The organism is Buttiauxella noackiae ATCC 51607 (assembly GCF_001654865.1).
Taxonomy (GTDB): domain Bacteria; phylum Pseudomonadota; class Gammaproteobacteria; order Enterobacterales; family Enterobacteriaceae; genus Buttiauxella; species Buttiauxella noackiae.
The window spans coordinates 66,259-81,793 of the sequence record NZ_LXEO01000038.1 but is presented as its reverse complement, the minus strand read 5'-3'; the positions used below and the strand labels follow the sequence as shown (position 1 = coordinate 81,793).

Annotated in this window: 13 protein-coding genes; 8 read left to right on the top strand and 5 right to left on the bottom strand. The window is 49.8% G+C overall.

Going from position 1 to position 15,535, the window contains the following annotated elements:
• Positions 1–28 precede the first annotated feature (28 nt).
• From M979_RS13120 to M979_RS13110, 3 genes are read right to left on the bottom strand one after another with little or no spacing between them, the layout of a single operon-like run.
• Positions 29–1,141, bottom strand: coding sequence for a M20 family metallopeptidase (locus tag M979_RS13120; protein ID WP_064555190.1), 1,113 nt, complete (start codon positions 1,139–1,141; stop codon positions 29–31).
• A 3-nt stretch (positions 1,142–1,144) separates the two neighbouring features.
• Positions 1,145–1,612 carry a YjiG family protein gene (locus M979_RS13115; RefSeq protein WP_034457489.1) on the bottom strand — a complete coding sequence of 156 codons (468 nt, stop codon included), beginning with the start codon at positions 1,610–1,612 and terminating at the stop codon, positions 1,145–1,147.
• Positions 1,605–2,318, bottom strand: a complete 714-nt coding sequence (locus M979_RS13110) for a nucleoside recognition domain-containing protein (RefSeq protein ID WP_064555189.1) — start codon at positions 2,316–2,318, stop codon at positions 1,605–1,607. Before M979_RS13110 ends, M979_RS13115 begins: the two co-directional genes overlap by 8 nt.
• Before the next feature lie 272 nt (positions 2,319–2,590).
• On the opposite strand from M979_RS13110, the gene queE reads away from it, so the two are divergent.
• Entirely contained in the window at positions 2,591–3,262 is a 672-nt protein-coding gene (gene queE, locus M979_RS13105) for a 7-carboxy-7-deazaguanine synthase QueE (RefSeq protein ID WP_034457486.1), read from the top strand.
• A 31-nt stretch (positions 3,263–3,293) separates the two neighbouring features.
• Here queE and queD read toward each other — a convergent pair whose 3' ends face one another.
• Entirely contained in the window at positions 3,294–3,656 is a 363-nt protein-coding gene (gene queD, locus M979_RS13100) for a 6-carboxytetrahydropterin synthase QueD (protein ID WP_198528572.1), read from the bottom strand.
• A 426-nt stretch (positions 3,657–4,082) separates the two neighbouring features.
• On the opposite strand from queD, the gene cysJ reads away from it, so the two are divergent.
• The 7 genes from cysJ to M979_RS13065 all read left to right on the top strand — a co-directional run bounded on the left by cysJ (position 4,083) and on the right by M979_RS13065 (position 13,435).
• The gene (cysJ, locus tag M979_RS13095; RefSeq protein ID WP_064555188.1) at positions 4,083–5,888 is read left to right on the top strand and encodes an NADPH-dependent assimilatory sulfite reductase flavoprotein subunit; all 1,806 of its coding nucleotides are present in this window, start codon (positions 4,083–4,085) and stop codon (positions 5,886–5,888) included.
• Positions 5,888–7,600, top strand: a complete 1,713-nt coding sequence (gene cysI / locus M979_RS13090) for an assimilatory sulfite reductase (NADPH) hemoprotein subunit (RefSeq protein WP_034457482.1) — start codon at positions 5,888–5,890, stop codon at positions 7,598–7,600. Before cysJ ends, cysI begins: the two co-directional genes overlap by 1 nt.
• Before the next feature lie 111 nt (positions 7,601–7,711).
• Positions 7,712–8,443 (top strand): phosphoadenosine phosphosulfate reductase, encoded by a 732-nt coding sequence (cysH, locus tag M979_RS13085; protein WP_064555203.1) that lies wholly within the window; start codon positions 7,712–7,714, stop codon positions 8,441–8,443.
• Positions 8,444–8,768: 325 nt separating this feature from the next.
• Positions 8,769–9,986: a D-mannonate dehydratase ManD gene (gene manD, locus M979_RS13080; protein ID WP_064555187.1), complete on the top strand. Its 1,218-nt coding sequence runs from the start codon at positions 8,769–8,771 to the stop codon at positions 9,984–9,986.
• Positions 9,987–10,009: 23 nt separating this feature from the next.
• Positions 10,010–11,785, top strand: coding sequence for a sodium:solute symporter family transporter (locus tag M979_RS13075; RefSeq protein WP_064555186.1), 1,776 nt, complete (start codon positions 10,010–10,012; stop codon positions 11,783–11,785).
• A gap of 96 nt (positions 11,786–11,881) precedes the next feature.
• Positions 11,882–12,658: an SDR family NAD(P)-dependent oxidoreductase gene (locus M979_RS13070; RefSeq protein WP_064555185.1), complete on the top strand. Its 777-nt coding sequence runs from the start codon at positions 11,882–11,884 to the stop codon at positions 12,656–12,658.
• Positions 12,659–12,739: 81 nt separating this feature from the next.
• The gene (locus M979_RS13065; protein ID WP_064555184.1) at positions 12,740–13,435 is read left to right on the top strand and encodes a FadR/GntR family transcriptional regulator; all 696 of its coding nucleotides are present in this window, start codon (positions 12,740–12,742) and stop codon (positions 13,433–13,435) included.
• Here M979_RS13065 and M979_RS13060 read toward each other — a convergent pair.
• Positions 13,430–15,535, bottom strand: coding sequence for an alginate lyase family protein (locus M979_RS13060; protein WP_064555183.1), 2,106 nt, complete (start codon positions 15,533–15,535; stop codon positions 13,430–13,432). The two genes, M979_RS13065 and M979_RS13060, sit on opposite strands and share 6 nt — an antisense overlap.

Here is a 15,535-nt window from a genome sequence, read left to right as displayed (position 1 = left end):
ATGGCCGGGTTTCCCCGGCCATTTGATTTTATAGCGACTGAATCACGCGTTTAAGCAGCCGAATTCTCGGCTCGATGCTGTCTATCTCCAGATATTCTGACGCACTGTGGAAACCTGCGCCGATCGGGCCAAACCCATCAAGCGACGGGACACCTAATGCGGCGGTATGGTTAGCATCGGAGCCACCACCCACAGATTTCCAACGCACATCGATGCCTTCGGCAGCTCCGGCCTGTTCAACAATTTGCATCAGTTTTTCAGTATCTGTCGTTGGTGACATAGCTGGTTTATGCGCTTGCTGTTGAACAACTGTTTTCACATCGCGCTCGAATTCCCGCTGGCCATAAGCCTGGATTGCAGCATGGATTCGCGCATATTCATCGTTGTCCTGGAAGCGGACATCGACAATCATCTCCGCGTGTTCAGGTACGATATTTGCCACGACACCGCCAGAAATCACACCGGCATTGATAGTTGTGCCTTTAGACATATCCGCCAGATCGCTGATTTCCAGAACGGCGCGCGCCAGCGCTTTAATCGCGGAGCGACCAGATTCCGGGTCATTACCCGCATGTGACGCTACACCCTTGAATGTTAATTTATATCCTGCAATGCCTTTGCGTGCTTTCACTAGCGAGCCATCAGCCCTGGCGGCTTCACACACCAAGACATAGCGGCTGCGTTTTGCCAGTTCACCAATCCAGTGATGGGAATGAGCAGAGCCGGTTTCTTCATCCGGGTTCATCGCCACGCCAATAGATAACCGCGCCAGCGTCGCCTTATCCATTTCACGCAACGCCCAGAGAATATTCAGCAGTCCACTTTTCATATCGGAGACGCCAGGGCCGTATGCACGGTTTCCTTCAATGCGGAAAGGGCGCTCAGCTACCGTTCCGACTGGGAATACGGTATCCATATGCCCGACGAGCAGCACGTCATACTGTTCAGCATCGGGTTTGTTGGTGGCAAATAACCCAGGCCCAACTTTTTCACCGAGTGAGACTCTGTCGCATTGCCAATTTTCGTCGTGATACCAGTGCTGAATAATTCTGCTGACTTCCTCAACGCCATCAATAGTTGCTGTTCCACAGTCGATGTTGACAACTTTCTTTAGTTCTTGAAGATACTTTTTTAAATCCATGGGTTACTCCAGAATCATAAGTCGCATAATTAACATGGCGCCAAATGCGTTCAGCACCGAAATTGCGATCATTAGAGGGATACGTTTTGCCGGGATGCCGACGACGCCAAGAATGCGCCCGGCGTATTGAACCTGTGAGCCCATCAGATAAATGGCAGGGGCGAGAATAGCCAGATGTGCGCCAGTGAGAATGCCTTTTTCAAATAAGCTGATAGCAACACCGATGGCACCTCCCATCGACATCCAGCCACCAATGAGCACTGCCGCTGCTTCACCAGGCAGGCCAAAGATTTTCATCAGTGGTCCAAATATCAAGGCCAGGCCATTGAGTGCGCCAGTAATCTGTAGAGCATAAATAATGATGAATGCCATCAGCACGTTAGGTAGTGTACTGGTGGTTGCGATATTCCAGCCTTTTCGTGCGCCCGCGACAAACACATCAGTGATCATCGGTTTGGTGGTATCAGCCATGCTGCACCTCCGTGCTTTGCTTACGCTCGGTGACATTCAGAACCAGGCGCATTACGTTCGCACCGACAATTTTCATGATAAACATCACCGCTACGCACAGGCCTATAGAGGCTGGCACCGCATGAGTTCCATCAATGGCCACTAAGGTAAACAGTACGGCGCCGGACGAGAAAAAGTTAGTGATCATGGCGCCAGCGGAAAACTGGAACATAGTGAATATGGTTTTTTCTTTATCCGTTATTTGCCCTTCATCGGCCAGCACGCGCGTTAAAGATGCCCCAACATCAGTACTTTGCAGGCTACCAATTAACGCAAGACCCGTTGAACCAGGAATGCCGAGAAGTGGACGTAATAGCGGTGTTAACAGTTTACGAGCGGCATTGAGTGCACCGTAATGCTCCAGAACATTGATCATCCCCAGCGCAAACATTACCGCCGGGATCAGGCCAAAGGCGAACAGAAACCCATCCATTGCGCCATTGCCACCTTTACCACGAAATGCACTTTTAGCTGCTTCGACTGCGTCACCCTGAAGATTCACATCCGTGACGACTTTGCCAAAGGCACCGTTTAGTGTGGTGAAGTCGAAAACGCCATACCACTCTTTGCCACCCAACAGACCGGAAAAGAACACCATCGCGAACAACAACGCGATATAAGCACCAGGCCCAACGCGCTGGTTCTCTGAATGAACCGAGTTTTCCATAGATCACTTCCTTATGTTATTGATTTGGAGAATGCATGAGCGATGCTAAAAGCGTCTGTTGAATGGGAACATGACGATGATCAAGCCGTGTGGGATAGAGGCATAGCAAGGGTGATTGTTGTGATGGTAAGCACAATAAGCTTGTTTTATAAGTATTTGTTGGCATTTTTTAAGGTTGATTCTGGAACATCTTCTGCAGCAGCCGCGTTACGCATGATCTCAGCCGTCACTTCTGCGATAATTACTCTTTACACCTATTATCTGAGAAGACTATGCAGTATCCGATTAACGAGATGTTCCAGACCCTGCAAGGGGAGGGCTATTTTACTGGTGTGCCCGCCATTTTTATTCGCCTACAAGGCTGCCCTGTGGGCTGCGCGTGGTGCGATACTAAACACACCTGGGATAAACTCGCGGATCGTGAAGTCTCTCTGTTCAGCATTCTGGCTAAAACCAAAGAAAGCGATAAATGGGGTAATGCCAGTGCCGAAGATCTGCTGGCGATTTTCCAGCGCCAGGACTACACCGCACGCCATGTTGTGATTACCGGTGGCGAACCTTGTATTCACGATCTCACGCCACTGACCTCACTCTTTGAACACCACGGCTATAGCTGCCAGATTGAAACCAGCGGTACGCACGAAGTGCGTTGTACTGCGGGAACATGGGTTACCGTTTCACCAAAAGTGAATATGCGCGGGGGATATGATGTGTTATCTCAGGCGTTAGAACGTGCCGACGAGATTAAACATCCGGTTGGCCGTATGCGTGATGTTGAAGCGTTAGATGAACTGCTGGCGACATTGGTTGATGATAAAAAACGGATTATTGCACTCCAGCCAATCAGCCAGAAAGAAGATGCGACGCGTCTGTGTATTGAAACCTGTATTGCCCGCAACTGGCGACTTTCGATGCAAACTCACAAATATTTGAATATCGCTTAAAACAAAAAAGGCACCGTAAGGTGCCTTTCTTTTAACCTTTATACACGCAACCGGCGGTACAGGTTTCTTTTACCATCACTGAGCTTAGTAGCGGCACAAGCGGCTTCATTTCATCCCAGATCCATTTCGCCAGCACTTCGCTGGTTGGGTTTTCCAGCCCAGGAATATCATTCAGATAGTAATGATCCAGTCTGTCATAAGTCGGTTTAAATGCCGCCTTCAACTCAGAAAAATCCATAATCCAGCCGGTATAAGGATCAACCTCGCCGGTGATTTCCAGACGCACCATAAAGGAGTGGCCATGCAGGCGACCGCATTTGTGGCCTTCTGGCACATGCGGCAGGTGGTGAGCGGCTTCGAAGGTAAAATCTTTAAACAGAGTGGTGGTCATTATTACTATCTCAATAGGACGAAAAACCGCCGCATAGTACCGGAATCCACTATTTTAAGCATTAACTAAAACTATCATCATTGGCTAAAGCTCCATTTTAGGTATGTTTATTAATTTAAATTTATATAAATCAAATGGTTAATTAACCACTTTTTACGTTATGGATTACCCCTAAAAGCGGTTAGTCATTTTGGTTATTTGATATTTCTATCCCTTCTTTAATTGTTATTATCCTGATGGTTACCCTTACCTTATTCCCGTTTATACCCTAAATAATTCGAGTTGTGGGTAGGCGGCAAGGGAGCTTATCCCCAGTCACTTACTTAAGTAAGTGACTGGGGTAAGTGAGTGCAGCCAACACCCCCACAACTTGAAGTATGACGGGTAGATTGATGAAAACGGACCTTTTGCTACTGGAACCCAAAAAGCATGACAACTCAGGCCCCACCGACCGCTTTGCTTCCGCTAACACCGGAGCAATTGGCACGCCTTCAGGCGGCGACAACCGATTTCTCCCAGACGCAACTGGCCTGGTTATCCGGCTATTTCTGGGGGATGATCAATCAACAACCGGGCGCTGTTACCACGGCTCAGTCACCTGCGGCAGAAGTTCCAGTTATTACGCTGATTTCTGCATCGCAAACCGGTAACGCGCGGCGCGTGAGCGAACAACTGCGCGATGATTTACTGGCAGCAAAACTGAACGTTAACCTGGTTAACGCGGGTGACTACAAATTCAAACAAATCGCCCAGGAAAAACTGCTGATTGTCGTCACTTCAACGCAAGGTGAAGGCGAACCGCCTGAAGAAGCGGTGGCGTTGCACAAATTCCTGTTCTCGAAAAAAGCGCCAAAACTACCAGCCACTGCATTTGCCGTATTCAGCCTTGGCGATACGTCCTACGAATTCTTCTGCCAGTCAGGTAAAGACTTTGATAATAAACTCGCGGAACTTGGTGGTGAGCGCCTGTTAGACCGCGTGGATTGTGATGTTGAGTTCCAGCCAGCAGCAGCCGAATGGCGGGCAAAAATTGTCGATGTCCTGAAATCTCGCGTGCCGGCCGAAACACCTGCACAAGCGGCAGTGACTGCGACGGGTGTGGTCAACGAAGTATTCTCAAGCCCCTACACTAAAGAAGCGCCGCTGACCGCAACGCTTGCGGTTAACCAGAAAATCACCGGTCGTGACTCTGAAAAAGACGTGCGCCATTTCGAAATTGATTTAGGTGATTCAGGCCTGCGTTATCAGCCTGGTGATGCGCTGGGGGTCTGGTATCAAAACGATCCTGCACTGGTGAAAGAACTGGTTGAACTGCTGTGGCTCAAAGGTGACGAGAGCGTCACTGTTGATGGTAAAACCCTTCCATTGAGCGAAGCACTGGAGTGGCATTTCGAGCTAACTATCAACACTGCCAACATTGTTGAGAAATACGCGCAGATTACCCGCAATGCAGCGCTGCTGGATTTAGCGGGTGATAAAACTAAGCTGCAACACTTTGCTCATAACACGCCGATTGTCGACATGGTGCGTTATGCGCCAGCAGAATTAACGGCTGAACAACTGATTGAACTGCTGCGCCCACTGACGCCGCGCTTGTATTCCATCGCATCGTCGCAGGCTGAAGCTGAAAACGAAGTTCACATTACTGTTGGCGTTGTGCGTTATGAGATCGAAGGCCGTGCTCGCACGGGTGGCGCTTCTGGTTTCCTGGCCGATCGCCTTGAAGAAGAGGGTGAAGTGCGTGTGTTCATCGAACACAACGATAACTTCCGGCTGCCAGCTAACCCGGAAACGCCGGTGATTATGATTGGCCCAGGCACTGGTATTGCCCCGTTCCGTTCGTTCATGCAGCAGCGTGAAAACGACGGTGCAGGTGGTAAAAACTGGTTGTTCTTCGGCAACCCACACTTTACTGATGATTTCTTGTATCAGGTTGAATGGCAGCGCTACGTCAAAGACGGCCTGCTGACCAACATTGATCTCGCCTGGTCGCGCGACCAGGAACATAAAATATACGTACAAGATAAACTGCGCGAAAAAGGCGCGGAACTGTGGAGCTGGATTAATGAAGGCGCCCACATTTACGTCTGCGGCGATGCGAATCGCATGGCAAAAGACGTTGAGCAGGCATTACTGGAAGTGGTAGCCGAGTTCGGTGGCATGGATACCGAAACGGCAGATGAATTTTTAAGTGAGCTGCGCGTTGAGCGCCGTTATCAGCGAGATGTCTACTAATGAGCGAAAAACACCCAGGACCATTAGTGGTCGAAGGCAAACTGTCTGATGCCGAGCGCCTGAAACGCGAAAGCAACTATTTACGTGGCACCATTCAGGAAGATTTGCAGGACGGACTGACCGGCGGCTTCAGAGGCGACAACTTCTTGCTGATCCGCTTCCACGGTATGTATCAGCAAGATGACCGCGATATTCGTGCTGAACGTGCGGAGCAAAAGCTTGAGCCGCGTCATGCCATGATGCTGCGTTGCCGTCTGCCTGGTGGGATTATCACCACCGAGCAATGGCGAGCCATTGATAAATTTGCTGAAGATAAAACTATTTACGGCAGCATTCGCCTGACCAACCGCCAGACTTTCCAGTTCCACGGCATTCTGAAAAAGAACGTGAAACCGGCACATGAAATGCTGCACGAAGTCGGACTGGATGCGCTGGCTACTGCCAACGACGTCAACCGTAACGTGCTTTGTACGTCTAACCCGGTTGAGTCAGAACTGCACCAGGAAGCCTACGAGTGGGCGAAGAAACTCTCTGAACATTTGCTACCACGTACTCGCGCTTATGCGGAGATCTGGTGGGATCAAGAGAAAGTCGCGACCACTGATGAAGAGCCGATCTTAGGTGAAACCTATTTGCCGCGTAAGTTTAAAACCACGGTCGTGGTGCCGCCGCAGAACGATGTCGATCTTCATGCCAACGACATGAACTTCATCGCGATTGCGAAAGACGGCAAACTGGTGGGCTTTAACCTGCTGGTAGGCGGTGGCTTGTCTATCGAGCATGGTAATAAGGCGACCTACGCACGCACTGCGAGCGAGTTTGGCTACATCCCACTGGAGCATACGCTGGCTGTCGCTGAAGCGGTCGTCACCACACAGCGTGACTGGGGCAACCGTACCGATCGTAAAAATGCCAAAACCAAATACACCCTTGAGCGCGTCGGTGTTGATGTGTTTAAAGCCGAAGTCGAACGTCGTGCCGGGATTACATTCGAGCCAACACGCCCGTATGAATTTACCGGGCGTGGCGATCGTATCGGTTGGGTAAAAGGCATCGACGACAAATGGCATCTGACGCTGTTTATCGAAAATGGCCGTATCCTGGACTACCCGGATCGCCCGCTGAAAACCGGCCTGATGGAGATCGCGAAGATTCATAAAGGCGATTTCCGCCTGACGGCAAACCAGAACCTGATCGTTGCGGGTGTTCCTGCCAGCGAAAAAGCGGCAATTGAGAAGATTGCAAAAGAAAGCGGGCTGATGAACGCGGTGAAACCACAGCGTGAAAATTCGATGGCCTGCGTCGCATTCCCTACTTGTCCACTGGCGATGGCAGAAGCTGAACGTTTCCTGCCGCAGTTTGTGACTAAAGTTGAAGAAGTACTGGAAAAACACAACGTGCCGGACGAACACATCGTCACACGTGTTACTGGCTGTCCGAATGGCTGTGGCCGCGCGTTACTGGCTGAAATTGGCCTGGTAGGCAAAGCGCCTGGGCGTTACAACCTGCACATTGGCGGTAACCGTATCGGCACGCGCATTCCGCGTATGTATCGTGAAAACATCACCGAACCGGAAATTCTGGCATCGATTGATGAACTGGTCGGGCGCTGGTCGAAAGAGCGTGAAGCTGACGAAGGCTTTGGTGATTTCACCATCCGCAGCGGGATTATTCGCCCGGTGTTGGACCCGGCTCGGGATTTGTGGGACTAGCCATTTTAATGTCGGATGACGCTCACGCTTATCCGACCTCCGAAAGGCTCTTGTAGGGTGGATAAGCCGCAGGCGCCATCCACCATGATTCAAGCAACAAGCGAGGAACTTATGGCCGCACTCGATTTAAAAGCGCTGAATGAACTGCCGAAAGTCGAGCGCATAATGGCGCTGGGCGAGGTCAACAACCAGCTCGAAAAGCTCACGGCTCAGCAGCGTGTCACTTGGTCGCTGGAAAACCTGCCGGGCGAGTTTGTGCTGTCTTCAAGTTTTGGCATTCAGGCTGCGGTGTCTTTGCATCTGGTGACTCAACAGTTCCCGGACATCCCCGTCATTCTTACTGACACCGGCTATCTGTTCCCGGAAACCTACCAGTTTATTGATGAGCTGACCGACAAGCTGAAACTGAATCTGAAAGTATTCAGCGCGAAGGAAAGTGCGGCGTGGCAGGAAGCGCGTTACGGCAAACTTTGGGAACAGGGCGTTGAAGGCATTGAGAAATACAATGACATCAACAAGGTTGAGCCAATGAACCGTGCGCTGCGCGAGCTGGACGGCCAAACGTGGTTTGCTGGTCTGCGTCGTGAGCAATCTGGCAGCCGGGCCAATTTACCGGTGCTGGCGATTCAACGTGAAGTGTTTAAAATCCTGCCGATAATCGACTGGGACAACCGCCAGGTTTACCAATACCTTACCGCTAATGGCCTGAAGTACCATCCGCTATGGGATCAGGGCTATCTTTCTGTGGGCGACACTCACACCACGCGTAAGTGGGAAGAGGGTATGGCAGAAGAAGAGACACGTTTCTTTGGTTTGAAGCGCGAGTGCGGTTTGCACGAATAAATATCTAAAAGCCCTTCGCAATCTGTCGGAGGGCTTTAATTAGTCATACTAATATACAAAAAACGGAATACTTTTTCTTTTTATCCCCGTAGTCGCCCTCAAAGTTCCTTCTCTAAATACCGATACCTATCAGCTAATTAGTGACTTCTCCTGCCTCACCTTTGTCACAATCTCGTGCCTATTACATTTGGATAACCGTAATTACGTATTCTGTTAACTTAAAAATTACGACATCGTTCACATATTAGTCATTTTATAAATACTATAGTAAGACAAATAGTGTGTTTTAACTGACCTGTCTTTTCTCTACCCTACGAGAGTCGCTATGAAGATCGAACGTATAAAAGTGCTGGTTAGCCGGCCCGGACGGAATTTTGTCACGGTAAAAATTGAAACTGACGAAGGGATCTATGGTGTGGGTGATGCCACGCTAAATGGCCGGGAAATGGCTGTGGCAGCTTATCTGGAAGAGCATGTTGCGCCGTGTCTTATTGGGAAAGATCCGCGCAACATCGAAGATATTTGGCAATACCTTTACCGGGGAGCTTACTGGCGTAAAGGCCCGGTCACTATGACCGCCATTGGTGCGATAGACATGGCACTGTGGGATATTCTCGGCAAACATGCGGGGCTTCCAGTATGGCAATTACTGGGCGGAAAAAGCCGCCATGGCGTGACGGTTTATGTTCATGCTAACGGTGAAAGCATCGGTGAAGTGCTGGATAACGCAGCGGGCTTTATTGATCAAGGTTATAAAGCTATTCGCTTGCAATGTGCAATTCCTTCGACCAAAGGGACTTATGGCACCCTGGAAGGAAAGAAAAATTACTACGAATTACAGGGAAACAGGCCATTACCCCCGGAACAGATGTGGTCGACGCGCAAGTATATGAATTTCATTCCCGAGCTGTTCAAAGCGGCACGTGAGCGCTTCGGTTATGACATTGATTTACTGCATGACGTGCATAGCCGCCTGACACCGATTGAAGCCGCGCGGCTGGGTAAGCTGCTTGAGCCTTATGATTTGTTGTTCCTTGAGGACACGGTGATCGCGGAAAACTCAGCGGGTTATGAGCAAATCCGCCAGCACACCACCACGCCACTGGCGGTTGGGGAAACTTTTAATACTATTTGGGATGCTAAAGAGTTAATAGAAAAGCAATCCATAGATTATATCCGCACTGCGGTTTCTCATGGCGGTGGCATCACGCCGATGCGCAAATTAAGTGATTTTTCCGCGCTTTATCATGTGCGTATGGCACCCCATGGCGCACCAGATTTATCACCTATTTCGACCATGGCTCATCTGCATATTAATAGTTGGGCTCCCAATTTTGGTATTCAGGAATTTGTCGGATTTGGAACGCCTGAATTAAACAGCATCTTTAAATACGAATTACCCCTCAAGGATGGAATGTTATTGGTTTCCGATAAACCGGGTCTGGGAATAGATATAGATGAAACTGCCATGGGAAATTATCCCTATGTCAGATCTTATCTTCCTGTTAGCCGCCTCGAAGACGGAACGCTCTGGAACTGGTAATCCTCTGACCTAAGGGTACAACTATGATCTATGATACCGCAGTAATTTGTGGCTATTTTATTTTGATGGTGTTGATTAGCTTTATATTTAAAAAAATGGCCAGTAAGTCCTCCAGCGACTATTTCCGTGGTGGTGGGCGAATGTTGTGGTGGATGGTCGGTGCCACCGCATTTATGACGCAGTTCAGCGCCTGGACTTTTACCGGGGCCGCGGGAAAAGCCTTCAGCGATGGTTTTATGGTTGCGGCAATATTTCTCGGCAACACCATAGCTTACGGTATCTCCTGGCTATGGTTTGCTAAACGTTTCCGTCAGGCAAGGGTTGATACGGCAACTGAGGTGATTCGTCATCGCTTTGGTTCGCAAAGTGAACATTTCTTTACCTGGGTTATTATCCCGCTGAGTATTTTAAGTGGCGCGGTAATGATGAATGCTCTGGCTATTTTTGTGAGCACAGTATTTAACTGGGATCTCTCGGTAACTATTTGGGTCACAGGTCTTGTGGTACTGCTGATCTCATTATTAAGCGGTGCCTGGGGCGTTGTGGCATCCGACTTTGTACAAACATTAATTGTTGCTGTTATTTCTATCGCTTGTGCGGTTGTGGCTTTAGTGAAGGTGGGGGGCCCGGTAAATATGGTCACCCATTTCCCTTCAGGTTTTGTTATGGGCCCCAATATGAATTACGGAGTCGTTATAGCGGGTTCCGTTATCTTCTTTATTGTGAAGCAATTACAAAATATTAATAACATGCAGGACTCTTACCGTTTCCTGAATGCTAAAGATTCAAAGAATGCGCAAAAAGCGGCTTTATTTGCCATGATATTAATGGCTATCGGCACGCTGATTTGGTTTATTCCGCCATGGGTATCCGCCAGCCTTTATCCTGATGCCACAGCGCAATATGCCGCCCTTGGGAATAAAGCTTCAGACACGATTTATTTGAGTTTTGTTGAGCGAGCAATGCCTGCGGGTACAGTGGGTTTGCTGGTTGCCGGGTTATTTGCTGCAACGATGTCGACCATGGATCCGGCACTGAACCGTAATAGTGGGATTTTCGTGCGTAGCTTCTGGGTGCCGGTTATCTGTCGCAACAAGAAAATCAGCGACCGTGCCGAATTGTTCGCCGGTAAAATGTTCTGCATTGTTAATGGGTTGCTGGTAATTATTGTGTCGCTGCTCTTTAGCCAACTCGAAGGCATGAGCCTGTTTGATTTGATGATGTCAGTTTCCACCCTTGCACAAGCACCGCTGCTGGTGCCGCTCTTCTTCGGCATGTTTATCAAGCGCACGCCACGCTGGGCCGCATGGGGAACGGTATTGTTCGGGATGTGTGTATCCTGGTTGTGCATCGACGTGCTGACGTCGAAGGCGCTAGGGCAGTGGTTGGGTATTGCTTTCACTAAGCGTGAAATGAGTGAAATCAACGTCATCATTAATATCATCGCGCACCTGGTGCTGACGGGCGGCTTCTTTATCTGCACGAAGCTCTTTTACCGTGAGACGTCCTACTCGCTTAAAGAACAGCAGCAAATTGAAACTTTCTTTGAAAACATCGAAACCGAAGTGGTTGAAGATGAACATCAGCAAGGGTTTGATCTCCAACAGCGCGAAAAAATTGGCTTTATCACCATGTTGATGAGCGCGGGAATGCTGCTTATGGTCTTGATTCCCAATCCGCTATGGGGACGGCTGTTATTCCTTGCGTGTGCGGCTATGGTCTTCCTGGTGGGGTATTTATTACGTCTGAGTTGCCGGATTGACCAGCGTTCACCTCAGCAAGCTAAACATCCGCTCTGAGTTCACAAAAGCGCCTTTAATCAGGCGCTTTTAGTTTTCATGTTTACCGTTGATTGATAGTATTTGTAATACTAAATGACAAATAGAGGTGATCCGATGTTTTCTGATTTACGAAACAAGCGTGTGCTAATCACTGGTGCTTCGGCGGGCGTGGGTCTTGCTGCTGCTAAGGCTTTTGTGCAAAGCGGTGCAAGAGTCGGAATTAATGGTCGTCGCTCTGCGCAGCAGATGGAATCGGTTCTGGCTGAACTGCGTGCGCAGGGTGGGGAAGTGAGCTATTTCCAGGCGGATTTATCGCAGTCTGGTTCGTGTCAGGCGTTGGTTGCCGCTTTTGTCGAACAGTACGGTGGCCTTGATGTGCTCATAAACAATGCCGGTGGATTGGGGGGGCGCTCCGGGCTAGAGGACATTGATGATGCCTTCTACGATCGGGTGATGGATCTCAACGCTCGCTCGGCATTAATGATGACCAAATATGCGATCCCACATCTTCGCGAATCCGCGAAACTCAGCGGTGAAACAACATCGGTCATCAGTACGGGATCTATCGCTGGACGTGAAGGTGGCGGCATTGGAGCTGGGATTTATGCTGCTTCAAAGGCGTGGCTGCATGACATTCATCGCAACTGGGTGAAAGAGTTCACCAGGGATAACATTCGCTTCAATATTGTTTCTCCTGGTACCATCGACACTGCATTTCATGAGGATAAGCCGCAGGAATTACGCGATAAAATCGCCAGTTCTATTGCGATGGGGCGTTTTGGCCGCAGTGAAGAGGTGGCACCCAGTTTCCTGTTTTTTGCCTCTCACCGTATGAGCGGCTACATAACCGGGCAAATCCTTGATGTAAACGGTGGGCAAATGGCACCATGATCCCTGCCTGTAGAGGCACTTAGTGCCTTTACAGTTTGATGGTACACTAATCACCTTCCCTTTTTCAGGTATGACAAAAGCATGCAATTCACAACCATTGCAACGACACAACGTGGGCTGGATGGACTTATTGCCAGCGACATTGCCCGCAAAATTTTATCCGGGCAGCTTCAGCCTGGTGATATTTTGCCGAGCGAAGTAGAGCTTTGTGAGCAGTTTGGTGTGAGCCGCACGGCTCTGCGTGAAGCGCTTAAACTGGTGTCATCGAAAGGGATGTTGGAATCGCGCCCTAAAGTAGGCACCCGCGTTCGCCCGCGCAACAACTGGAATATCCTTGATGTTCAGTTGCTTGAATGGATGAACGGCATGGAAGGGACGCTGGAAATGTACCATCAGTTTCTCGAGTTCCGTCGCGTTATTGAACCCCATGCCACAAGACTTGCTGCGATAAATGCGACAAGTGAGCAGCGTATTGAGCTATCTCGTGTGCATGAAGAGATGTGTGCAGTGGCGAAGGATTTCGATCCCGACCGTTGGGTGGATGTTGATACCCGCTTTCACCGTTCAATCTTCTTGGCTTCAGGCAACTGTTTTTACGCCCCATTTGGCAATGTGCTGACTACTGTATTTAAGTGGTTTATCAGCCATTCGTCAAAAGAGGGCGGCATGTGTCTTGAAGACCATCACCGCATTTATCGCGCGATTATGATTGGCGACGGTGACGCCGCCTATGAAGCATCGCTGGCATTAATGACCGCCAGCAAACATCGTTTATAACGGCTGAACGGTAAACTGCCCGTATCCAGGGCGGTTATCCACCGTGACGATTATCGTTTCCCCTTGTACGAAATACACCGCGACTTTGCTTTGTTCAGCGTTGTGCTCAAGCACTTCAACGCGGCTAACCTGCGGCCTGGCGTCGCGCGATGTTTCGCTCGCCTCATCAAAATAACCGTGGCTTTCAATTGCAGTGGCAAACAGCACGTCAGTGCCCTGTGTGCGCCATAACCAGGCAGGTTCAACACGCAAATTAAACTGCGGATCGCTGGCTCCCGTTTGCGCCACGATAAATTCACCACCTCCCGGTAACACTCCGGTAGCGCTGTAAAACGTATCGCCATCCAGCCAGGTAAATTGCGTACTTTGGCCCGCCTCAATTTTACTGCGGGCACAGTCCCACAAATGCTGATAACCGTTTTGATTGCCCAAAGAAGACCATTGTGTTGCGTAGGCCAGCGTTGAGCAGGCCTTGATCAACTGGCCACGCCCGTGAAGGCAATAATCATATTGATGAAGGTCTGTACTGTTTATGCTGAACAGATCTATTAGCAACGGTTTCTCGCACTGTGATAAATCGAGCATTAACACCGTACGTAATTGGTTTACTCCTGGCCAATAATCATTGCAGCGTGCGCTCATGCCCTGGCCGGAAGGGTGATCAGTGATAAAAAAGTGTGTCTCGCCATGATGTAATGCAGAGCAGTCTTTATCGAAATTATGCTGGCAACCTTCATCGACCACGACAGTATTGTGGGCGACAGTTTGTTTGCAGTAGCTGCTGTTTTCAGCAATGTAACGCCCGCCAAATTTAGGTTCGATATTCACCCACCGACCAAAACCATAATCACGTAGGAACTCCTTTCCTCGATTGAAAAGGCTCAGATGCAGGCCGTCAAAATGCCCATGATTTAGTGCTGAGTGCATTCCCGCGATGTTGCCATGGCCGCCCCAGTAGAGCAGCGCCATATTGTCGTCTTGTTCTTTGTCGCGAAAACGTAATACGCCGATAGCCCCACGCTCACCGTTCTGGCCATCACGAACTAACTGGCTTGGCCAGGATAAAGATTGAGCTGGCGAATTTTCCAGATGCTCGCAAAGCGATAAAGCCCCGCGACCCGGCCAGACGCATGATTGCCAGCGGGCCAACTCAGCCAGATGGGCATCGGCTCCGTAATGCTGCCAGCACAGGTTAACGGCGATAACGGCCCCTTCATCGCGTAAGTTCATCGTTTTTGACGCGTCATTTAAAGCCGGAAGCGTACCGTCGGGGAAGGCCAGCGCAAACAAGGTGTAACAAGCGCGTTGAATAATACGATGGTTATATTCCCAGATATTCAGTTCAGGCTGGCGGCGGGAGATGGCTTCGGCGAGCAGCAGGAGAGGGCGCAGTGCAAAGCGCTGGTAATAAAGCCCTTCTATATAGTAACCGTCACATGAAAAGAGTTGGTTAAGCTGCGCGAAGAAGCCGCCAGTTTTGCTATCTCGCGCCAGGCCATACAGCGAATCGAGCACCCATTCGTCATCACCTAAGACGTACCCGCAAATCGCGACTGCCGCGACCGACCACATCCCATGGTTATGCACAATATCGAAGGTTGCAGCGTGAGTATGCGTGGCGTCGTGCGCCATCAGACGCAGCAAATTGCTTTCAATATGTTGGATTTGTTCAGCGGTCGATTCAGTTTTTACACAGTGCCAGGCTTCAGCGGCATAGAGCAAAAACATATGTTCGTTAAGCGTCTGGTGGAATAAACGCCCCGGTGGATTGGTGTCGTGGCTGATGGCATCACCCAACTGCGGGTAGCGATCGGCATAGATGCAGAGAATCTGAATCACCCGTTCTTTGTAACGCGCATCCTGAGTAATGAGCCACAAACGCCCCGCAAGATTCATCATCTGGTAATTCAGTTTGTGCTGTGTGTGTTCCGGTCCGCCGCCTTCACCATGCCCGGGAACCCATAGCGGTGCATTCAGCCATTGTTCAACTTGCTGCTGCTGGAGGCGCAGGGTTTCGCCCAGCAGAGTATTGCGCGTCAAATGGATACGTAGCGCTGCGGCATCGTCGTTATCAATAAATAGCGGGGACCAGGTGGACAT